Source organism: Micromonospora sp. NPDC005553, from assembly GCF_042871765.1.
Taxonomy (GTDB): Bacteria; Actinomycetota; Actinomycetes; order Mycobacteriales; family Micromonosporaceae; genus Micromonospora.
On the sequence record NZ_JBIAJD010000014.1, the window covers coordinates 39,092 to 60,712 of the forward strand.

The following is a 21,621-nucleotide window of genomic DNA, read 5'->3' on the forward strand; positions in this document are numbered from 1 at the left end:
TGCGCTGCGTGCCGTCGCTTCGCGCCACGCTGCTGAGCTTGCTGGTTCGCTCGCTGCGCTCGCTCACGACGACGCTCCGCCGCGCAGCCGGGCGGTGATCACGTCGGCCGGTGCTGGCGCACCGAAGAATCGGCCCTGCCCGGTGTCGCAGCGCAGCGCCCGCAGCCGTTCCGCCTGCACGCCGGTCTCCACCGCCTCGGCCGTGACCCACAGCTCCAGGGCGTGCGCCAACCGGACCAACGCGTCGACGATCCGTTCGTCGCGGTGGTCGGCCGCCACGTCGGTCCCGTCCGCGCGGATGCCCTCCACGAACGGACCGGCGAGCTTGAGGCAGTGGATCGGCAACCGGCGCAGGTACGCCAGGTTGGAGTACCCGGTGCCGAAGTCGTCGACGGCCAGCCGGACACCGAGCGCGGCGAGCCGGTGCAGGCTGCGCAGGGGTTCGCCGGCACTGCCCATCACGGCGCTCTCGGTCAGCTCCAGTTGGAGCAGCTCCGCGGGCAACCCGCTGGTCTGCAGGGCATCGGCGACGGTGTCCACGATGGCCGGTTCGTCGGCCTGCCGGGCGGCCAGGTTGACGCTGACCACCAGCCTGGCGTCGGGGAACTCCCGCCACCACCGTTCGGCGTCCTCGCAGGCCCGCCGCAGCACCCACTCGCCGAGCCGGACGATCAGGCCGGTCTCCTCGGCCAGGCCGATGAACCGGTCCGGCCCGATCAGGCCCAACTCCGGATGCTCCCAACGGACCAGCGCCTCCACCGCGAGCATGGTGCCCTCCAGCAGCGACACGATCGGCTGGTAGTGCAGCACGAACTCGCCCCGCTCCAGCGCGGCGGGCAGCCCGGCGACCAACGCCGCACGGGCGATGTCCCGCGCGCCGCGCTCGGGGTCGTAGACCGCCCACCGGCCCCGGCCCGCCGCCTTGGCCCAGTAGAGCGTGGTGTCCGCGGCCTTCATCAGCTCGGACGCGCTGGTCTCCGAGGCCGGGCACTGGACGATGCCCACACTGGCCGAGACGGCCAACTGGTGCTCACCGACGTGGACCGGGGCCGCGACGGCGGCCAGCGCCGCTTCCGCCACGGAGACCGGGTCGTCGGTGTCGTCGCCCCCGTCGACGAGGATCACGAACTCGTCGCCCCCCATCCGGGCGACCAGGTGGCCGTGGTCGGCCACGCAGGCGGCCAGCCGTCGGCCGATCATCACGAGCAGCCGGTCACCGAGGTCGTGGCCGAGACTGTCGTTGATCGCCTTGAAGCCGTCCAGGTCGAGGAAGCACACCCCGACGCGCTGCCCGGCGTCCGCGGTGTCGAGCACCCGTCCCAACGTCTCGAAGAACAGCGTCCGGTTGGGCAGCCCGGTCAGCGGGTCGTGCAGCGCCTGGAAGCGCAGCCGCTGCTGGAGTTCGTACCGCTCGGTGATGTCCTCGATCATCGCGACGGTGAATCGGGGCCGACCCTCGTGTCGGATCAGCGAGACGGCCAGATCCGTCCAGACCGTCGTGCCGTCCTTGCGGTAGTAACGCTTCTCCACCCGGGCCGCGTCGTGCTTCCCCTCGATCATCTCCTGGTAGAGCTCCCACAATCCGGCCGCGTCGTCGGCGTGGACCAGCCCTGTCACGTTGGTCTCGCGCAGCTCCTCGATCGAGTAGCCGAGCATGTCGGCGAACGCCTGGTTGACGTCGATGATCCGACCGTCCACGCCGGCGATCCCGATCCCGATCGCGGCGCCGGTGAACACCGCCCGGAACCGTGCCTCGCTCTCGCGCAGCGCCTGCTCGACCTCGTCGCGCGCCTGCCAGGCCGACCTGGCGATCCGCTCCTGCTGGCTGAAGGTGCGGTCGCGCAGCGCACGGGCGAACCCGGCGGCCAGTCCGCCCTGCACCGCTGCGATCCGGTCGGCGAGGTCGGCCGGCGGGTCACCGTCGCACAGCACCCGGTGCCCGAAGGTCGCGCCAAACGCGTGCAGCGTCCACTCCAGGGCCTGCGGCTCGGTGAGGTGCGCCTCCACCAGGGCCCGCCCGACCTCCTCGGCCGCTTCAGCGCTGAACGGCTCCGACCGTACCGCCTGGGCCAGCCGGATCGTGTGCGCCAGCAGCAGCCGCTCGGTCTCGGCCACGCTGAGCGGCACGAAACCGAGCCGACGCACCGCGCGGGCCCAGTCGGCGGCGAACCCCTGGGCGTCCGCCCGGCCGGCATCGACCCCGCCGGGGTCCCGGTCGGCATCGACCCCGCCGGGGTCCCGGCCGGCATCGGCCCCGGCGGGGTCCGGGACGGCAGCCACGAGATCAGCCGGCGGGCTGGTCGTACCGGGCGACGCCCCCGAAGGCGCCGAACCGCTCCGGGTGCTCGTCCACGTCGGACGGTGAGTCCGGGCGCCAGAGCGGCATGTGCACCACACCCGGTTCCAGGACGGTCCAGTCGCCGAAGAAGCCGGTGACCTGAGCACGGGAGCGCAGGGTGATCTCGGTGGCGGTGCGGGCGGAGAGGCGCTGGGCGTCCAGCATCTCCTGCGGTTGGTCCTCGAAGGTGGAGTGGGAGACGACCAGGAAACTGCCCGGCGCGGCGGCGGCCCGCAGGGTGGCGAGGATCGCCTCGGGCCGGTCGGCGTCCGGGATGAAGTGCACCACCCCGGCCAGCAGGATGCCCATCGGACGACTGAAGTCGATCAGCCCGAGCTGTCGGGTCTCGGCGAGGATCCGCTCCGGCTCACGCAGGTCGGCGTGGATGACCCCGGTCAGGTCGTTGCCAGCCAGCAGCTCCCGGCTGTGCGCGACCGCCACCGGGTCGATGTCGACGTACACCACGCGGGCCTTGGGGTTCACCCCCTGCGCCACCTCGTGCACGTTGCCCACGGTGGGAATTCCGGAGCCGATGTCGAGGAACTGGTCGATGCCGGCGTCGAGCAGCACCCGGACGGCCCGGCGCAGGAACTCCCGACCGGAGCGCATGGTGGCGGCGAGATTCGGGGTCATGCTGGCGATCTGCTCCGCCAACTGCCTGTCGATCTCGAAGTTGTGCGCTCCACCCAGAAAGTAGTCGTACACCCGGGCCGCGCTCGGCCTGGTCAGATCGATCTCGGTCGGCAGTCCGTCCGGCATCTGCGTGCTCCCCAGTTCATCGCCGCAGCGCGGGACGGCACCGGCGTCGGGGCGCGCAGCGGGCACGCGTGGCCACCGGTCGACCCGCGGGTCGTGTGGTGTGGACCACTCTAGGCGGCTGACTCCAACAACAGCGAGATGCCTTGACCAACGCCGATGCACATGGTGGCCAGAGCCCGGCGTCCGCCGCGACGGCGCAGCTCCAGGGCGGCGGTCAGCGCCAGCCGCGCGCCGCTGGCGCCGAGCGGGTGCCCCAGCGCGATGGCACCACCGTTCGGGTTGACGTGCTCGGCGTCCACGGGCAACCCCAGCTCGCGCAACACCGCCACGGACTGCGCGGCGAACGCCTCGTTCAACTCCAGCACGTCCACAGCGCCCACCTCGACGCCGACGCGTTCGAGCAGCTTGCGGGTGGCCGGCACCGGGCCGATCCCCATGATCCGGGGCGGCACACCAGCCGCCGCCGCGCCGACGATCCGGGCCAGCGGGGTCAGGCCGTACCGGGCGACCGCCGCCTCGCTGGCCACCAGCAGGGCGACAGCGCCGTCGTTGACGCCCGAGGAGTTGCCGGCGGTCACCGTGCCGCCGTCGCGGAACGGGGTGGGCAGCGCGGCCAGCTTGTCCAGCGAGGTCTCCCGGGGGTGCTCGTCGACCTCGACCAGCCTGGTCTCCCGACGACCCGCCGGCACCGACACCGACACGATCTCCTCGGCGAACCGGCCGTCCGCCTGCGCCCTGGCCGCACGCTGCTGCGAGCGGTACGCGAAGGCGTCCTGCTCGGCCCGGCTGACGCCGTACTCGGCGGCCACGTTCTCCGCCGTCTCCGGCATCGAGTCGACCCCCCACCCGTCACGCATCAGCGGGTTCACCAACCGCCAGCCGAGGGTGGTGTCGTACACCTCGGCCGAGCGGGAGTACGCCGACGTCGCCTTCGGCATGACGAACGGCGCCCGGCTCATGCTCTCCACCCCGCCGGCGATCACCAGCTCCGCGTCCCCGGCGACGATGGACCGGGCGGCGGTGGCGAGCGCGTCCAGGCCCGAACCGCAGAGCCTGTTGACGGTGCTGCCCGGCACCTCCTCGGGCAGGCCGGCCAGCAGCGCCGCCATCCGGGCCACGTTGCGGTTGTCCTCGCCGGCCTGGTTGGCGCAGCCGAGCACGACGTCATCGACCCGCGCCCAGTCCACCGACGGGTGGCGGGCGACCAGTTCCCGGATCACGTGCGCGGCCAGGTCGTCGGGGCGGACGCCGGCCAGCGCGCCCGCGTACCGACCGATCGGGGTGCGGACACCGGCCACCAGGTATGCCACGGTCATCGCGAGTCCTTAGGGGGTGCAGACGGCGGGGGTGGGGCACGCCCACCGGGTCACGAGGGCTGCCGGCCGCCAGGATATCCACGCCGGCAGCGGATAGGTTGACGGCATGGCCCGGGCCCAGTTCAGCGCAGAGACCAGTGGCGGCGGCGCGTTCGTCCGCCAGCCGAACCGGTTCACCGGTCGGGTCACCGCCGACTCCAGCTCGCCACCCGGCGGCGGCCCGGACGAGCAGGACCGCTGGCCGTTGGAGGCCGGCCGTTACCGGCTGATCTGGTGCCGGGCCTGCCCGTGGGCGCACCGGGCGAGGATCGTGCGTGGCCTGCTCGGGCTGGACGACGCGATCTCGTTGGGCACCGTCGACCCGATCCGGGACGAGCAGGGCTGGGCGTTCGCCCTCGACCCGGACGGCTTCGACCCGGTGCTCGGCGTGAGCTTCCTCTCCGAGGCGTACCTGGCCACCGACCCGGACTACACCGGCCGGGTGACAGTGCCGGCACTCGTCGACACAGTGACCGGCCGGGTGGTCACCAACGACTACCCGCAGCTCACCCTCGACTTCTCCACCGAGTGGCGGCGGCTGCACGCGCCCGACGCCCCGGATCTCTACCCGGTCGCACTGCGCCCCGAGATGGACGCGCTGATGGCCGAGATCCACACCGATGTGAACAACGGGGTCTACCGGTGCGGGTTCGCCACCTCCCAGCAGGCGTACGACGAGGCGTTCCGGGCGCTCTTCGCCCGGCTGGACGCGCTCTCCGAGCGGCTGGCTGGGCAGCGCTACCTGATGGGCGACGCGATCACCGAGGCGGACGTGCGGCTGTTCACCACGCTGGTGCGCTTCGACGCCGCGTACCACGGGCACTTCAAGTGCAACCGCGACAAGCTGACCGAGATGCCGGTGCTCTGGGCGTACGCCCGGGACCTGTTCCAGACGCCGGGTTTCGGTGAGACGGTGGACTTCGACCACATCAAGCGGCACTACTACGGCACGCATCGGGAGATCAATCCCAGCGGCATCGTGCCACTCGGGCCGGACGAGTCCGGCTGGAGCACGCCGCACGGGCGTGGCTGAGCCGGGTCGGCCGGCCGCCCCGACCCTGCCGAGCGCCCGCGGCGAGGTCGCCCGCCGGGTCGCCGGGTCCGCGGCGGCCGGCTGCACCCTGGCCGGTGCGGTGGCGGTGACGCTCGCCGTGGTCGCCGGTCCCGGTCCAGGGCTCACCGGGTACGTCAGCGAGGCGGGCATTGCCGGCAGCGCCCACGCCGCGACGTACCGGATCGGGATCCTGGCCCTTGCCGGCGCGTTGCTGCTGATCGGTGCGGCGCTGCCTCCCGGGGTGTGGGCGGCGGCCCCGGCCCTGCTCGCCACCGGGGCCGTGTTCACCGCCGTGTCGGGGGCGGTGACCTGCTCCGGCGGCTGCCCGTTGCCGCCGTTCGAGCGCGCGACGACGGCGGACCTGGTGCACGGCGGCGCGAGCATCGCGGCGACCGCCGCTGTGGTCTTCGCCATGATCGCGCTGGCCGTCTCCGTGCCGGCGGGCCGGACGGTGCGTCGGCTGGCCGGCGTCGCCGCCGTGCTGGCCCTGCCGCTCTGTGCCACGGTGGGGCTGGCGATGCTCGTGATCGGTCGAGGCCCGGTGGTGGGGGTGCTGGAACGGCTGATCCTCGCCCTGGCGGTGCTGTGGGGCCTGGGCACCGCCACCGCGCTGGCCCTCTGTAAGGAGCCTCACGCCGTCCGGTCCTTCCGATGAGCGGGAATCGGCGTATCGTCGGCCAGCGATGACCAATCTCTGGGGCCTCACTGTCCGCCTGTATGTCGATCTCCGACTGCAGGCCAGTGGCATCTGTCCGGGCTAGCCGCGTTCCCACGCCTGCCCCGATCGGACCGGACAATTGGATACATCCTCATGCCCTTCAGCCTGCGCAAAATTCCCTTCTCCGTGCAGATCCTGCTCGGCCTCGTGCTCGGCGTCGCGCTGGGCTTCCTTGCCCGCAGCAACGACCTGAGCTGGTTGACCAGCACCCTGCACACCGTCGGTAGCCTCTTCGTCCAACTGCTCAAGCTGGCCGTGCCGCCGCTGGTCTTCACCGCCATCGTGGTCAGCGTGGTCAGCCTGCGTGGCGTCGCCAACGCCGCCCGGCTCGCCGTCAAGACCCTCATGTGGTTCGGCATCACCGCGCTGATCGCGGTGAGCATCGGCATCGGCCTCGGCCTGCTCACCAACCCGGGCAGGGGCGTGACCCTCGACCTGGGTGGCGCGGCCCCGCCGAAGAACACCGGCTCGTGGACCGACTTCCTCACCGGCATCGTGCCCACCAACCCGGTCGGCGCGTTCGTCGAGGGCAACGTCCTCCAGATCGTCTTCCTCGCCGTCGTCATCGGCGCCGCGGCGCTGCTGGTCGGCGAGCCCGCCGAACCGTTCGTGGCGCTGAACCGCTCCCTGCTGGAGATCGTCCAGAAGGCGCTCTGGTGGGTCATCCGGCTCGCCCCGATCGGCACCCTCGGCCTGATCGGCAACGCCGTCGCCTCGTACGGCTGGGACCTGCTGGCTCCCCTCGCGAAGTTCACCACCGCCGTCTACGTCGGCTGCGCCATCGTGCTGTTCGTGGTCTACCCGCTGGTGCTGATCCTCGCCGGCCGCCTCAACCCGCTGCGCTTCTTCGCCGGCGCGTGGCCGGCGATCGAGCTGGCCTTCGTGTCCCGCTCCTCGGTCGGCACCATGCCGGTGACCCAGCGCTCCGTCGAGCGCCTCGGCGTCCCCCGCGAGTACGCCTCGTTCGCGGTGCCCTTCGGCGCGACCACGAAGATGGACGGTTGCGCCGCCATCTACCCGGCCCTCGCCGCGATCTTCGTGGCTCAGGTGTTCGGCGTGCAGCTCGGCATCGGCGACTACCTGCTGATCGCCTTCGTCTCGGTGGTCGGCTCGGCGGCCACCGCCGGCCTGACCGGCGCGATCGTGATGCTCACCCTGACCCTCAGCACGCTGGGCCTGCCGCTGGCCGGCGCCGGTCTGCTGCTGGCCATCGACCCGATCCTGGACATGATCCGCACCGCCACCAACGTCGCGGGGCAGGCGCTGGTGCCGACAGTGGTCGCCGCCCGCGAGGGCACTCTCGACCGCGCCGCGTACGAGTCCGCCGGCCGGCGTGACCTGACCGACCCGGAGCCGGTCGCCGACACCCGGCCCGAGCTCACCCCCGTTCCTGCCTGACCGATCAACCCCTACGGCGACGGGCCCCTCTCCCCGGGGGCCCGTCGCCGTGTCGGAGAGGATGACCCGATGAGTTCCCTGTTCACTCCCCTGGCCCTGCGCGGGGTCACACTGCCCAATCGGATCGCCATGGCACCGATGTGCCAGTACTCCGCCGGCCCCGACGGTCTGCCCACCGACTGGCACCTGATCCACCTCGGCAGCCGCGCGGTCGGCGGGGCCGGCCTGGTGCTGACCGAGGCGACCGCCGTACTCCCCGAGGGCCGGATCAGCCCACAGGACACCGGCCTCTGGTCCGATGCGCACGTCGACGCCTGGCGACCGGTGACCGCGTTCGTCGCCGCCCATGGCGCGGTGCCGGCCGTGCAGCTCGCGCACGCCGGCTTCAAGGCCTCCACCTACCGGCCCTGGGCGCCCGAGCGCGGTGGCGTGCCGGACTCCGAGGGCGGCTGGACGCCCGTCGCCCCCGGCTCGGAGCCGTTCACCGCCGACTACCGGACGCCGACCAGCCTCGACGAGGCCGGCATCGCCGGTGTGGTCGACGCGTTCACGGCCGGAGCCGTACGCGCCCTGGACGCCGGCTTCGCCGCCGTGGAGATCCACGCCGCTCACGGCTACCTGCTCAACGAGTTCCTCTCGCCGCTGACCAACCGCCGCACCGACGCGTATGGCGGCGACCGCGCGGCCCGGATGCGGCTCACCCTGGAGGTGGCCCGCGCGGTGCGCGCCGCTGTCGGCGAGGACGTGCCGGTGCTGACCCGGATCTCCGCCACCGACTGGGTCGAGGGCGGCTGGACTATCGAGGACAGCGTGGTGCTCGCCGGTGAGCTGGCCGGCGTCGGCGTCGACCTGGTCGACGCGTCCTCCGGTGGGGTGAGCACGGACCAGCGCATTCCGCTCGGCCCGGGTTACCAGGTGCCGCTGGCCGCCCAGATCCGCCGCGAGGCCGGCGTGCCGACCGGCGCCGTGGGCCTGATCGTGGAGCCCGAGCACGCCGAGCAGATCGTCGCCAGCGGCGAGGCCGATCTGGTGCTGCTGGGTCGGGAGTTGCTGCGCGACCCGTACTGGCCGCGCCGGGCGGCCGCGAAGCTCGGCGTCGCGTACTCCGGCCCCGCCCAGTACGCCCGCGCCTGATCCTGCCGGTCGGGCGGCTGCTCACCCAGCAGCCGCCCGACCGTCGGCACTCAACCCGCCAGGTGTGACCAGTCGCCCTCCAGGTCCTGCCAGGTGCCCTGGGCGGCCACCGTGCCGCCGATCAGCACCACCACGTGGTCGGCCCGGACCAACGCGGCGCGCTTCGCCGTCGAGCCGACGACCGTCACCCCGTGGCCGCGCAACGCCTGCCACAACGCCAGCTCGGTGGTGACGTCCAGCGCCGACGACACGTCGTCGGCGACAAGCAGTTCGGTACGCGGTGCCAGCGCACGGGCCAGCGCCAACCGCTGCAACTGCCCGCCGGACAGCCGGGTGCCCTTGTGCCCGATGAGCAGGCCCAACCCACCACCGGCGGCGGCCAGGTCATGGTCGAGCTGGGCGGTGCTGACCGCCCCCGCCGCGTCCACCTGGTGCCCGAGCGCGATGTTGTCGACCACCGTGCCGGAGAGCACCCGGGGCAACTGACCGACGTAGCCGACCTGGTTGGGGCGCAGGAACAGCTCCGGCTCGGTGACCGGGTCACCGTTCCAGGCCAGCTCACCGGTGTGGTGCACGATCCCGGCCAGCCCGCGCAGCAACGAGGACTTACCCGACCCGACCGGCCCGACGACCAGCACCAACTGCCCCCGCTGCACGGTGAGGTCCACGTCCCGGACGGCCACCGTGCCGTCGGAGTGCACCACCCCGAAGCCACGCAGCTCCAGCCGGCGCAGCGGATGCCGGGGTGGCATGGTCGGCGCGGGCGCCGTCCCAGCGGTCAGGTCGACCTCCGGCACCCCCGCGGAGTACGTGCTCACCCCGGTCATCGCCACGGTGCGTCGGGTCCAGACCCGCGCCGAGGGCAGCTGCGAGATCAACGACGCCGTCGTCCAGGCGAACCAGCGGGCCGCGCCCAGGGTGGAGACGGCCACCAGCACCGCCCCGGCGGAGAGCGAACCGTTCAGGTAGAGCGCCCAGGCCCCGATCGGCAACAACCCACTGGCCATCGACGGTGTGGAGCGTGCCCACACCTGCACCGAGATCTCCCGCCGCTGCCGGTCGCTACGGAGCACGTCCAGGCCGGCCAGGTGACGCAGCACCGCAGTGGTCGCGCCGGCGAGCTTCACCGTCCGCGCCGCGGAGAGCGCGGAGACCAGCGCCGTGGCGAAGGAGGCCCGCGCCGCCACCGTCGCCCGGGCCGCACGCTCCAGCTTCGGCCCGAACAACGTCGCGGCCAGCCCGGAGACGACCATCGTCCCGAGGAAGAACAGCCCGGGTACGACGCTGCCGGTGACCGCCGTCATGGCGACCACGAGCACCAGCGCGACGGTCTGGTCCAACACGTTGTCGGCGAGTTGGACCACCCGCTCGGTGTCCCCACCCTGCGCCACCACCTCGGCGGGGGTGTGTGAGCTGACCCGGCGCGGCCCGGTCTGGCCGTGCACCAGCCGAAGGCCGATCCGCAGCATCTGCCGCACCCACCACTGCGGGAACCAGACGTGGGTGTAGAACGGCAGCGGCAGGGTGACCAGCAACCCGGCGACGATCCCCACCGCCGGCAGGTACGGGTTGCCGGTCCCGTCGACCAGATCCGCCCAGAGCCAGGGCAGCACCGGGCCGTCCAGCCCGAGCAGGCTGAGCCCGAGGAACAGCACGATCGCCGCCGCCCCGTACCGAGGATCGTTCGTGCAGAGTCGGAAGATCTCCCGCAGCGTCCGGGCCGGCGGCACCGGCGGCAGCGGCGGAGGATCGGCCCGGGTCGGCCCGACCGCGTCCCGCGTGCTGTCGGGGGGTGTCTCCCGTGTGGCCTGCTCATCCGGCTCGGCCCGCGTCGACGCCGGCTCGATCGGCCAGGCGACGCCCTGCTCATTCGCCGCGGCCGGCTCGCCCCGCGCCGACGCCGGCTCGCTCGGCCACGCGTCCGAGCCGGGGCCGACCAGCAGGTCGGTGCCGACGCCGGTACGACCGGCCGGCGCCACAGTCGCGTACGCGGCGGCATGGCTGGTCGCCAACAGTTCCGCGAAGCGCGTCGACGTCTCCAACGGACCGGCCTCGACCACCGCGCCGTCGGCCAGGACGACCACCTCGTCACAGCGGCGCACCGAGGAGAGTCGGTGCGCGATGACGATGCCGATCCGGTCGCGCAGCAGTCGTTCGGTGGCCCGCTGCACCCGCGCCTCGGTGACCGGGTCCAGCCGCGCGGTGGCCTCGTCGAGGATCACCACGTGCGGCTCCCGGACCAGGATCCGAGCGAACGCCACCAACTGCTCCTGACCCGCGGAGAGCACGTGCCCGCCCTCCCCCAGCCGGGTCGCCAACCCGTCCGGAAGCTCGGCGATCCAACTCGCCAGGCCCAGCTCGTCCAGCGCCCGAGCCGCCGCGTCGAGCAACTCCCCGTCGAAGAGCGCCACGTTCTCGGCGAGCGTGCCGGCCAGGATCTCGGTGCGCTGCGGCACCAACGCCACCCAGCGGCGCAACTGCTCGACGTCGAGGTCACACAGGTCTGTGCCGCCGAGGAAGACAGTGCCCGGCGGCACGTCGACCGCCCGGGTGAGCACCTTCGCCAGCGTCGACTTGCCCGAGCCGGTCCGCCCGATCAGCGCGTACGAGCGACCGCGCGCGAAGGTGAGGCTGAGCCCGCGCAGCGCGGCACCCCGGGCACTCTCCCCGTACCCGAACGTCAGGTCCCGAATGCGCAGGTCGCCCTCGCTCGGGCTGGCCCCGCCGACCGGTTCCTGCCGGGCCTTGGAGAGCAACTGCACCCGCGCCCACGCGCCGAGCGCCTCCTGGATCTCCGGCACCATCCGGCTGACGTGTTCCGCTGTCGCCCCGAAGGCCAGGGCGAGCAGCCAGATGGCGGTGAGCCGGGCGGCGTCGATCCGGCCGGTGGCCAACGCCCAGGCACCGCCGAGCACCACCGCGCCGATGCCCGCCCGGATCGTCGCGGTGGCCACCGTCGCCACCCGGGCGGACAGCACCCAGACCACCAGGCCACGGGAGAGCACGGCGGAGGCCCGCCGGGCGTACAACCGCAGCACGTACGGCCGCGCCAGACTGGTGCGTACGTCGTCCTGGCCGTGCACCGCCTCCTCCATCACGGCCGCCAGGTCGGACCACGCCTCCTCCTCGGCCATCCGGGCCGGGCCGATCCGCGCCGTGGGCCGGCGCAGACCAACCGCGAGCGCCACGGTGAGCAGCAGCATCGCGATCCCCGCCGGCCACCACACGAACAGCGCAACGACCATCGACAACAGACCGACGCAGAGGCCCTGGGCGAGACGGGTGCCCTGGTTACGAATTGCCGACGCCACCTGATAGACGTCCCCGTCGATGCGGTCCAGCAACTCGCCGACCGGAGTGGTCTCCAGGGTGGGCAGATCCTGCCCGAGAGCGACGCGGCACAGCCGGCGACGCACGTCGGCGGACCAGTCGGCGGTCAGACCGGCCATCAGCAGACTCACCGCGAGGTCGCTGAGGACCACAGCGACAAGGGCCACGGCCAGCACGGCGAAGAAACCAGCCGAACGGTGCACCAACACCGCGCCGGCCAGCGCAGACGCGCCCGCCTGCCCCGCGGCACCCAGCACGATCAGGACGGCCACGATCGTCACACGACGGGTCGACGTACCCCACAGATCACGGAGCAGGCGCATGGAAAGTCCTCCGGGACGTGGGTGGCGGAGACCTCAGCCTGCCGGCAGCACCCCGTCATCTCAACCGATTTACCCGCCCCTGAGCTGGGCTTCCGTCAGTTCCGCCAATGACCAGGACAGGGCCGCTCCGTGGGCGTTTGACCGATTTGAGAACTTCTAGCCGGTCGGCGCACGGCGTCAGAGGTCTAGATCGACTCGGGTTCTGTGATGTCGCGGTGTCCGGGCGGCCGGGACAGCGCGACTTCCACGTACGCGAGTGGATCACGCGGGTGAGGGGTGATTTTGCTGCCCTGAGCCCACGCGCCCAATGGAGTTTTTGTCGGTTTCTGGGCCGTCTGGGGTGTGGCCGGGGGCACTCGTGGGCAGGAATCATGGCCGGGGCGGGGTCGTTACATACCCTGACGATGGCAGTACCACGGCCCGCCGCCCGACCTTCCAAGGTTGGTCGCGCAGGTCGGAATGAGAACCTCCCCCGGTCGTTGCAGTCCCCACGGACGACCGACGGGCACCGCTTAGACAGGGTGCCGGCAGGTGGGCCATTCCGGAATGACCTCGGCCCCCCGGTCGTTACAACCCCCACGACCGCTGGCACCGCCGCGATGAGGGTGCCGACCCCGGAATGACCCCGGCCCCCCGGTCGTTACACAGGGTCCCGGCGCCACGAGCCCCCCGCTCGGCAGGCCGCCGACTCCGACGCCCGACCAGGCGTCACCCCTCAGACTTTTTCCCCTTTGTAAGTGCAGCGCCGGACGAGGTGCTCACACCCTCACCGCCGTTCCCCCTCTGACGGTGTGGGTGTTCTACCCCCGAAGGAGCTACCCCTCATGAACACGATCATGCGTAAGAGCATGCTGTCTGTTGCTGGTCTCGCGTTCGCCGGTGGTGTCTTCGCCGGCCCGATCGCCGCCCACGCCGCCAGCCCGGCCGTGGACGCCAAGCCCGCCGCGGTGGCCGTCCAATCCGCGCCGAAGCCGCAGGGCGACCAGTCCCACATCAGCCTCAACGACGAGCAGACCGCCAACGTCAAGGCGATCATCGCCGCCACGAAGAAGGCCGGTCTGCCGGAGCGGGCCGCGGTCATCTCGATCGCGACGAGCCTGCAGGAGTCGAAGCTGGAGAACCTGGGCCACCTGGGCGACATGAATGACCACGACTCGCTGGGCCTGTTCCAGCAGCGCCCGACCAGCGGTTGGGGCACACCCGAGCAGATCACCAACCCCGAGTACTCCACCACCGCGTTCCTCAAGGGCCTCAAGCAGGTCGACGGATGGCAGGACATGCCCCTGACCGACGCCGCGCAGACCGTGCAGGTCTCGGCCTACCCGGACGCCTACGCCCAGTGGGAGCAGCAGGCCACCGACCTCGTCACCCAGCACTGGAACAGCTGACCCCGCACCACCACAGCACGGCAACCACCACGGCACCAGGACACCGACCGCTGGCCGGCACCCGCAACCTCGGGTGCCGGCCAGCGGCGCTTCCGTTCCCTGTGGCAGCCACACGCGTTGGTCATTGCCCGTGGGTGTCGGGCGAGCCCGGAAGCGGATGCGCGTCGATAGAGCGGGATGGTGTCGGTGGCTCTCAGCAGATCTTGGACAGTTTCCGTTTCGCCGCGAGAACGGAAAGTGTCCAAGATCTACGAGGATGCATCACCACGCTCACCCGCAGCGGGTCAGAAGAGGACGGTGGCCAGGGTGCCGATCGGCTGGAAGCCACAGCGCTCGTAGACGCGGCGGGCCGGGAGGTTGAAGTCGTTCACGTACAGGCTGACGGTGGGGGCGACCCGCAGCAGCGCGTCGCGGACCACGGCTGCCATGGCGGCGGTGGCGATCCCCCGGCCTCGCCACTCCGGTGCCACCCAGACGCCCTGGATCTGCGCCGTCCGTTTGGTGACCACTGCCAACTCGGCCTTGAACACGACCTTGCCGTCGACGATGCGGGCGTACGCGCGACCGGTCCGGACCAGGTCGTTGACCCGTCGGCGGTAGCTGCGTCCGCCGTCCTCGGCCAGCGGGGAGACGCCGACCTCTTCGGTGTACATGGCCACCGCCGCCGGGAAGAGCCGGTCGACCTCGCCGGAGCGAACCTGGCGTACCTCCGGATCGGCCGGTACGGGTGGCAGTGTGTCGGTGACCAGCAGTGGCTGATTGGGGCGAACGTCTCGCGCTGGCCCCCACGTGTCGGAGAGGCGGCCCCACAGCCCGAGGACGGCATCGGCCCGGCCGACGATGGAGGAGCAGAGCCGCTCCTCGCCCGCGAGCAGGTCGGCGAAGGCAGCCACCGCGGCGTCGCTGGCCAGCACCGGCGTGAGATTGCCGCCGAGCCAGCAGAGTGATTCGAGGTTGCGGCGGGCTCCGTACCCCAGGATTCTGCCCTCGGCCCGCCACCACGAGAGTCCGCGCGCGGCGATGCGCTCGGCGACCTGCGCGCCCGCGAACGGGTCATGGTCGAGCAGTCGCTCGACCGCGCGGCGCTCCGATTCCCCCAGTTGGCGTACCGGCACCGTCAGCACGGCTATCAGCCTGCCAGATCAGCCCCCCGCTTCGCCGGTCGAGTGACAAGGCCGGCACCGGTTACCCGAGGCCGGGTCCGCCCGGCCCACCGGACGACCGGGGGCACCAGGGCTCCGAGCAGGAGGAACAGGGCACCGAGTACGAGCCAGCCGGGTACGCCCCAGCCGAGGGCCAGGGTGGTCACCACCACCGGTGCGAGCATCTTGCCCAGTTCATAGCCCATGCCGTACGCCCCCTGGTACTGCCCCTGGGCATCCGCCGGTGCCAGCCCGAAGGAGATCGCCCAGCCGGCGGCGGAGTGCCACAGTTCTCCGGTGACGTGCGCGAGCGCCCCGAGGCCGAGCAGGCCCACCGCCCCGGCGGTGGGCAGCGCGCCGCTGGCGGCGAAGAGTACGCAGGCCAGGGCGATGGCCACGCCCGCTCGACGAGCGGCGCGGGCGGCTCCGGGCAGTGTGGCGGCGGTGCCCGCGGCGCGTACCTGAAGGAGCACCACCACCACGGTGTTGACCAGTGTCAACGCGGAGATCATCCAGGCCGGGGCCCGGGTGTGGCCGGCGATCCACAGCGGCAGGGCGATGGTGAGCAGGCTGAAGTGCATCGACATCAGCCCGTCGACCAGGGTGAAGGCGAGGAACGGGCGGTCCCGTAGAGCGACCAGCCGAGGACCGTGCGTCGGGGCGGCGACCGGGGCGACGGCGGGTAGTCGAAGGAAGACCACCGCTGCCGCCAGGGATGTCGCCGCCGAGGCCAGGATCAGCGCGACGTACCCGGTCCGGGTGTCGGCGGCGATGGCGAAGCCGCCGAGGACGGCGCCGACGGAGATCCCGACGTTGGTGGTGGCTCGCAGGTAGGCGCGGGTGCGGACCCGCTGGTCGGCAGGGATCGCTCCGGCGATCAACGCGCCGCGGGCACCCCGCTCGACCGCGTCGGCAAGCGCGGTGGCGGCTCCCACCAGTACGAACGTGGGGAACGACCGGACGGCGATCAGGCCGACGGTCAGGGTGCCGGCGACGAACAGCGCGCCGACCTGCACGCCGCGCGGACCGACGCGGTCGGCCAGGTAGCCGCTCGGGGCGCTGGCCAACACACCGACCAGGGCCGAGATGGTCAGCCCGATGCCGACCTGGGTGGCCGACAGGCCGACCGACCGGGTGAGGAAGAGCGCGCTGGCGACGAGCCAGAGGCCCCGCCCCACGGTCTTGACCAGAGTGCCGAGGGTGAGGACCCGGGCCGGACCCGGCGGGGGAAGCAGGCGCATGACCGACACCCTAACAAGACGTACGTACGGTTTGTTGGATGGGGGTTGTCGACGATGCATTGCCGATATATCGTTGATGCATCAGCGATAGTCCTACGGAAGGAAGAGCCCCATGAGGTTCCACCGACAGCACCACCCGATGCACGAGGCCCGGATGCGGGGGTTCGGCTTCCCACCGGTCCCGCCCGGTCCGCACGGCCATGGCCACGAGCACGGACACGGCGGCCCCTGGGGCGGCCGGGGCCGTGGTCGGGGTCGGGGCCGACGACCCAACGTCCGAGCCTCCGTGTTGGCCCTGCTCACCGAGCGGCCAATGCACGGCTACGAGATGATCCAGGAGATCGACTCCCGCACCGGCGGTGCGTGGCGGCCAAGCCCCGGCTCGATCTACCCCACCCTCCAGCTCCTGGAGGACGAGGGCGTGATCGTCGCCAGCACCGAGGATTCCGGTGGTGGGCGGAAGCGGTTCACCGTCACCGAGGCCGGTCAGGCCGAGGCGACCGAAGCCGCGCAGACCCCGCCGTGGGCGGACGTCGCCCAGGGCACGGTGAGCAGCTGGCACGACATCCGCGACTCCGGCACGCAGGCGATGAACGCGCTGCGCCAGGTGATGATGAACGGCACCGACGACCAGCGTGAGCGGGCCGCCCAGGTGCTCGACGAGACCCGGCGCAAGCTGTACGCGATCCTCGCCGAATCCGAGTGACGCCAGGCCGCACCACAGCGCCAGCCCGCACCGCAGCGCACGAGCACCAAGGCGCCCGGCTACAGCACCGCGGCTACGAGCACCACGGCGCACAAGCGCACGATCAGCACAAACGCACAGCGGCCGTTCCCCGCACGGGGAACGGCCGCTGTTTCCACCTGGAAAATCAGTGCACGGTGACGGTCGGGCCGGTGACCAGCCCTCGCAGCTCCTCGGGAAGCTCGGCGCCCATCTCGTCGGCGAGCCGCAGCGCTTCCTCGATGAGGGTCTCGACGATCTGGGCCTCGGGCACCGTCTTGACGACCTGCCCCTTGACGAAGATCTGGCCCTTGCCGTTGCCGGAGGCGACGCCGAGGTCGGCTTCCCGGGCCTCACCCGGACCGTTCACCACGCAGCCCATGACGGCGACCCGCAGTGGCACCGGCAGCCCTTCCAGGCCGGCGGTGACCTCCTCGGCGAGCTTGTAGACATCCACCTGGGCCCGCCCGCAGGACGGGCACGAGACGATCTCCAGGCCCCGCTCGCGCAGACCGAGGGACTCCAGGATCTGGTTGCCGACCTTGATCTCCTCCACCGGCGGGGCGGACAGCGACACCCTGATCGTGTCGCCGATCCCCTCGGCCAGCAGCGCTCCGAAGGCGACCGCCGACTTGATGGTGCCCTGGAACGCCGGCCCGGCCTCGGTGACGCCGAGGTGCAGCGGGTAGTCGCACTGCTCGGCGAGCTGCCGGTACGCCCGGATCATCACGACCGGGTCGTTGTGCTTGACCGAGATCTTGATGTCCCGGAAGCCGTGCTCCTCGAACAGCGAGCACTCCCACAGTGCCGACTCGACGAGCGCCTCAGCGGTTGCCTTGCCGTACTTGCTCAGCAGCCGCTTGTCCAGGGACCCGGCGTTGACGCCAATCCGGATCGGCACCCCCGCCGCCCCCGCGGCACGGGCGATCTCCTTGACCTTGTCGTCGAACTGCCGGATGTTGCCGGGGTTGACCCGGACCGCCGCGCAGCCGGCGTCGATCGCGGCGAAGACGTACTTGGGCTGGAAGTGGATGTCGGCGATCACCGGGATCTGCGACTTCTTGGCGATCGCGGGCAGCGCCTCGACGTCGTCCTGGGACGGCACGGCCACCCGGACGATCTGGCAGCCGGACGCGGTCAGCTCGGCGATCTGCTGGAGGGTCGCGTTGATGTCGGAGGTGAGGGTCGTTGTCATCGACTGCACGGACACCGGAGCACCGCCGCCGACCGGGACCGAACCGACCATGATCTGGCGGCTGGCCCGGCGGGGAGCGAGCGGCGGAGGCGGCACGGCGGGCATACCGAGACTGATAGCTGTCACTTCAGGCACTCACCTTGAGAAGAGCGTGATGGGGTTGACGACGTCCGCGGCGATGGTCAGCAGCGTGAACGCGCCACCGATCAGGATCACCGCGTACGTGAAGGGCATCAGCTTGAGGTAGTCCACCCGGCCGGGGTCGGTCCGGCCGATCCGCGCGTAGATCCAGGAGCGGGCCCGTTCGAACCAGGCGATGGCGATGTGGCCGCCGTCCACCGGGAGCAGCGGCAGCAGGTTGAACACGCCGATGAAGAAGTTCAGCGACACGAAGAGCATGAAGAAGACCAGCCAGGCGTTGTTCTCCACCGCCTCGCCGCCGAGCCGGCTGGCACCGACCACGCTGATCGGGGTGTCGATGTCGCGCTCGCCGCCGGTGAGGGCGGTCCACAGGGCGGGGACCTTCTGCGGGAGGCGCTGGAGTGCCTGGACGGTGCCGACGGCCAGTTGACCGGTGAAGTCGGCGGTGGCGCCGAAGGCCCCGACCGGTCCGTACGTCACGCGGGTGGGCGTGCTGGGGACGAGCCCGACGCCGAGGGCGGCCACCGGGGCGGCGGCACCGGTCGGGTTGTCCAGCGGCGGACGCTGCGTCTGCGCGAGCACGGTACTGGTGGTGGCCGGCTGCCCGTCGCGGACGTACGCGATCTGCGCGGTGTCGCCCGGCTTGAGCCCGCGCAGCGTGGTGAGCAGGTCGCCGTAGGAGTTGACCGGGGTGCCGTTGATCGAGGTGATCCGGTCCCCGTTCTTCAACTGCGCCTGGGCGGCCGGGCTGGCCGCGTCGGCGGAGGTGCAGGCGCGCACCGCGTTCTCCGGGACCACGCACTGGCTGAGCTGAATGACGGCGGGCTCCTGTCGGGCCTGCGCGTCGGTGGTCGGGAAGTCGGGGTTGGGCAGGCCGGCGGAGACGGCCAGGATCCAGATGGTGACCAGGGCGAGCGCGAAGTGGGTGATCGACCCGGCGGCCATCACGATCGTCCGCTTCCAGACCGGGTAACGCCACATCACCCGGGACTCGTCGCCCGGCTCGACATCGTCGTCCTGCGGCGTCATCCCGACGATCTTGCAGAAGCCGCCGAGGGGGATGCCCTTGAGGCCGTACTCCGTCTCACCTCGCCGGAACGACCAGATGGTGGGCCCGAAACCGACGAAGTACTTCGTGACCTTCATCCCGAACGCCTTGGCGGTCAGCAGGTGACCCGCCTCGTGCAGGCTCACCGAGATGAGAATGGCCAGGGCGAAGAGGACCACCCCGAGCAGGTACGACATCAAGCTCCTTCCACCGAACCCGCGATGATCTCCTGCGCATGCGCGCGCGCCCACGACTCAGCCGCGAGCACGTCCTCGACGGTACCTGGTTCGTCGAAGTCCGGAGCCTCCTCCAACACCCGTTCGAGGGTGTCGACGATGCCGAGGAACGGCAGCCGGCCCGCCACGAACGCGGCCACGCACTCCTCGTTCGCCGCGTTGTAGATCGCCGGCCGGCAGCGCCCGGCCTCCCCGGCGGCCTTGGCCAGGGCGACGGCCGGGAACGCCTCGTCGTCGAGCGGCGCGAACTCCCAGGTGTGCGCGGCCGTCCAGTCGACGGCGGTGGCCGCCTCGGGGACCCGGTCGGGCCAGCCGATGCCCAGCGCGATCGGCAGCCGCATGTCCGGCGGGCTCGCCTGGGCGATCGTCGACCCGTCGACGAACTCGACCATCGAGTGGATCACCGACTGCGGGTGCACCATCACGGTGATGTCGGAGTAGGGCACGTCGAACAGCTCGTGCGCCTCGATCACCTCAAGCGCCTTGTTGACCATGCTCGCCGAGTTGATCGTGACGACCGGCCCCATGTTCCAGGTCGGGTGCGCGAGGGCCTGCTCGGGTGTGACCTGCGTCAACTCGTCACGCCGCCGACCCCGGAACGGACCGCCGCTGGCCGTGACGATCAGCCGCCGCACCTCACCCCGCGTCCCGGAGCGCAGGCACTGGGCCAGCGCCGAGTGCTCCGAGTCGACCGGCACGATCTGCCCCGGCCGCGTCACCGCGGCCTTGACCAGCGGGCCGCCGGCCACGAGCGACTCCTTGTTGGCAAGCGCGAGGGTACGACCACCGCGCAGCGCGGCCAGCGTAGGAGCGAGGCCCAGCGAGCCGACCACCCCGTTGAGCACGATGTCGCACTGCCACTGGGCCAGCTCGGTCATGGCGTCCGGCCCGGCCACGATCTTGGGAAGCTTGAAGTCACCGGTGGCCCACCCGCGCCGGCTCGCCTCCGCGTAGAAAGCGAGTTGCAGATCCTGCGCGGCGGACGCCTTCGCCACCCCGACCGCCTCGACGCCCAGTTCGAGGGCCTGCGCGGCGAGCAGCTCGACGTTGCCGCCGCCCGCACCCACGGCGACCACCCGGAACCGGTCCGGGTTGCGCCGGACGATGTCGATGGCCTGGGTGCCGATCGAGCCGGTGGACCCGAGCAGAACAAGGTCGCGGGGGGTAGTCACCCGGCCATTCTTCCCCACCGCCGCTGCACGCCCGCTGGGAGCCTCAGCCCTCCCCCTCCGCCGGCTCCTCCTCGTCCAGCAACTCGGCCGGGTCGATGGAGAACTCGAACGGCTCCCGCATCGCGAAGGTGCTCCCCGCCGCAGCGGCGGCCAACGGCCGGTACTCCCCGTCGGACAGCTCGAACAGGGCAATGGTCGGCACCCGGTTACGCAGGTCCACCCGGAGAAAGAACGGCACCCCGACGGCGGCGTACTCGCGGGGCCGGTCGATCACGCCCTTACGTCGGTCACCCAACGAAACGATCTCTCCGAGCAGCACCGCGTGGGCAACGTCCATCGTCGTCCGCCCGCCGCCGGGGACCTTCAACACGGCGATGTCTGGAATGAAAAGATCGTCGCCCGACACGACGTTCACCTCGTGATAGAGCCACAAATCTACCCGGCGAACGGCCTGCCTCAGCAGGTAGCCGAGTTCCCGCAGAACGGTCCGCCGATCGAAGTCGGGCGACGGCGTGACCACGACACATCCGCGCAGCACCTCTACGCGTGGACCGTTGTTCTCGGGTAAGAGGTCGAGCGCGGCTCTGGCTGTCCAGGCAGACCTGTAGCGGCTCAACGTGTCGAACGACGGCTCGGTGTGCTGCGGCGTCGGCTCCGGCGCGAACGCTGCCTGGGCCATCCGGGCTCACCCCCTCAGCGGGACATTCTGCTCAGGTCAGCCTAGCCACCGCGGCCCCAGAAGCGCGTCATCGCACACAGGGTCCGTCAGCCCGAAATGACTGCACCGCAGCGAGGCGCGTGCAGATCTTGGACAGTTTCCGTCATGGCCGAACTATTCAGTCCCATGACATCTGTCAGTGGTGAAGTCCCGATACATGTGTCAGTTGGTAGGGATCTTGGGTCTGCCGGTGGATGGTGCCTGGCA

Annotated in this window: 16 protein-coding genes; 6 read left to right on the forward strand and 10 right to left on the reverse strand. The window is 71.6% G+C overall.

The window, feature by feature from the left end:
* Positions 1-63: 63 nt before the first annotated feature.
* The 3 genes from ACFYPG_RS32545 to pcaF all read right to left on the reverse strand — a co-directional run bounded on the left by ACFYPG_RS32545 (position 64) and on the right by pcaF (position 4,413).
* Positions 64-2,280: a putative bifunctional diguanylate cyclase/phosphodiesterase gene (locus ACFYPG_RS32545; RefSeq protein ID WP_387355033.1), complete on the reverse strand. Its 2,217-nt coding sequence runs from the start codon at positions 2,278-2,280 to the stop codon at positions 64-66.
* Between the two features lie 4 nt (positions 2,281-2,284).
* Positions 2,285-3,097: an SAM-dependent methyltransferase gene (locus ACFYPG_RS32550; RefSeq protein WP_355009589.1), complete on the reverse strand. Its 813-nt coding sequence runs from the start codon at positions 3,095-3,097 to the stop codon at positions 2,285-2,287.
* A gap of 110 nt (positions 3,098-3,207) precedes the next feature.
* Positions 3,208-4,413 carry a 3-oxoadipyl-CoA thiolase gene (pcaF, locus tag ACFYPG_RS32555; protein WP_387355035.1) on the reverse strand — a complete coding sequence of 402 codons (1,206 nt, stop codon included), beginning with the start codon at positions 4,411-4,413 and terminating at the stop codon, positions 3,208-3,210.
* A gap of 106 nt (positions 4,414-4,519) precedes the next feature.
* Here pcaF and ACFYPG_RS32560 point away from each other — a divergent pair, with 106 nt between their 5' ends.
* The 4 genes from ACFYPG_RS32560 (at position 4,520) to ACFYPG_RS32575 (ending at position 8,756) form a co-directional block, all read left to right on the forward strand.
* Entirely contained in the window at positions 4,520-5,485 is a 966-nt protein-coding gene (locus ACFYPG_RS32560; protein ID WP_387355037.1) for a glutathione S-transferase family protein, read from the forward strand.
* A complete protein-coding gene (locus ACFYPG_RS32565) occupies positions 5,478-6,161 on the forward strand; it encodes a DUF998 domain-containing protein (RefSeq protein ID WP_387355039.1) in 684 nt (227 codons plus the stop codon). Before ACFYPG_RS32560 ends, ACFYPG_RS32565 begins: the two co-directional genes overlap by 8 nt.
* A gap of 168 nt (positions 6,162-6,329) precedes the next feature.
* Positions 6,330-7,622: a dicarboxylate/amino acid:cation symporter gene (locus ACFYPG_RS32570; RefSeq protein ID WP_387355052.1), complete on the forward strand. Its 1,293-nt coding sequence runs from the start codon at positions 6,330-6,332 to the stop codon at positions 7,620-7,622.
* Positions 7,623-7,691: 69 nt separating this feature from the next.
* Entirely contained in the window at positions 7,692-8,756 is a 1,065-nt protein-coding gene (locus tag ACFYPG_RS32575; protein WP_387355041.1) for an NADH:flavin oxidoreductase/NADH oxidase, read from the forward strand.
* 50 nt (positions 8,757-8,806) lie between these two features.
* On the opposite strand, the gene ACFYPG_RS32580 is transcribed toward ACFYPG_RS32575, so the two are convergent.
* Positions 8,807-12,409: an ATP-binding cassette domain-containing protein gene (locus ACFYPG_RS32580; protein WP_387355043.1), complete on the reverse strand. Its 3,603-nt coding sequence runs from the start codon at positions 12,407-12,409 to the stop codon at positions 8,807-8,809.
* A gap of 824 nt (positions 12,410-13,233) precedes the next feature.
* On the opposite strand from ACFYPG_RS32580, the gene ACFYPG_RS32585 reads away from it, so the two are divergent.
* On the forward strand, positions 13,234-13,797 hold the full coding sequence (locus ACFYPG_RS32585; RefSeq protein ID WP_387355045.1) for a hypothetical protein: 564 nt from the start codon (positions 13,234-13,236) through the stop codon (positions 13,795-13,797).
* A 284-nt stretch (positions 13,798-14,081) separates the two neighbouring features.
* Here the strand turns inward: ACFYPG_RS32585 and ACFYPG_RS32590 are convergent, their stop codons facing one another.
* The gene (locus tag ACFYPG_RS32590; RefSeq protein WP_355005204.1) at positions 14,082-14,921 is read right to left on the reverse strand and encodes a GNAT family N-acetyltransferase; all 840 of its coding nucleotides are present in this window, start codon (positions 14,919-14,921) and stop codon (positions 14,082-14,084) included.
* Positions 14,922-14,926: 5 nt separating this feature from the next.
* Complete coding sequence (locus ACFYPG_RS32595; protein WP_355005205.1) at positions 14,927-16,180, reverse strand: MFS transporter; 1,254 nt, start codon at positions 16,178-16,180, stop codon at positions 14,927-14,929.
* Positions 16,181-16,292: 112 nt separating this feature from the next.
* Here ACFYPG_RS32595 and ACFYPG_RS32600 point away from each other — a divergent pair, with 112 nt between their 5' ends.
* Positions 16,293-16,886: a PadR family transcriptional regulator gene (locus ACFYPG_RS32600; protein WP_355005206.1), complete on the forward strand. Its 594-nt coding sequence runs from the start codon at positions 16,293-16,295 to the stop codon at positions 16,884-16,886.
* A 166-nt stretch (positions 16,887-17,052) separates the two neighbouring features.
* Here ACFYPG_RS32600 and ispG read toward each other — a convergent pair whose 3' ends face one another.
* Genes ispG through ACFYPG_RS32620 form a run of 4 tightly spaced genes read right to left on the reverse strand, consistent with a single transcriptional unit; the run spans position 17,053 to position 21,375 of the window.
* Positions 17,053-18,225 (reverse strand): flavodoxin-dependent (E)-4-hydroxy-3-methylbut-2-enyl-diphosphate synthase, encoded by a 1,173-nt coding sequence (ispG, locus tag ACFYPG_RS32605; RefSeq protein WP_355005207.1) that lies wholly within the window; start codon positions 18,223-18,225, stop codon positions 17,053-17,055.
* Between the two features lie 9 nt (positions 18,226-18,234).
* The gene (locus ACFYPG_RS32610; protein ID WP_387355048.1) at positions 18,235-19,485 is read right to left on the reverse strand and encodes a M50 family metallopeptidase; all 1,251 of its coding nucleotides are present in this window, start codon (positions 19,483-19,485) and stop codon (positions 18,235-18,237) included.
* A complete protein-coding gene (gene dxr, locus ACFYPG_RS32615) occupies positions 19,485-20,696 on the reverse strand; it encodes a 1-deoxy-D-xylulose-5-phosphate reductoisomerase (protein WP_355005209.1) in 1,212 nt (403 codons plus the stop codon). Before dxr ends, ACFYPG_RS32610 begins: the two co-directional genes overlap by 1 nt.
* Positions 20,697-20,739: 43 nt before the next feature.
* A complete protein-coding gene (locus tag ACFYPG_RS32620) occupies positions 20,740-21,375 on the reverse strand; it encodes a Uma2 family endonuclease (protein WP_387355050.1) in 636 nt (211 codons plus the stop codon).
* Positions 21,376-21,621: the final 246 nt, after the last annotated feature.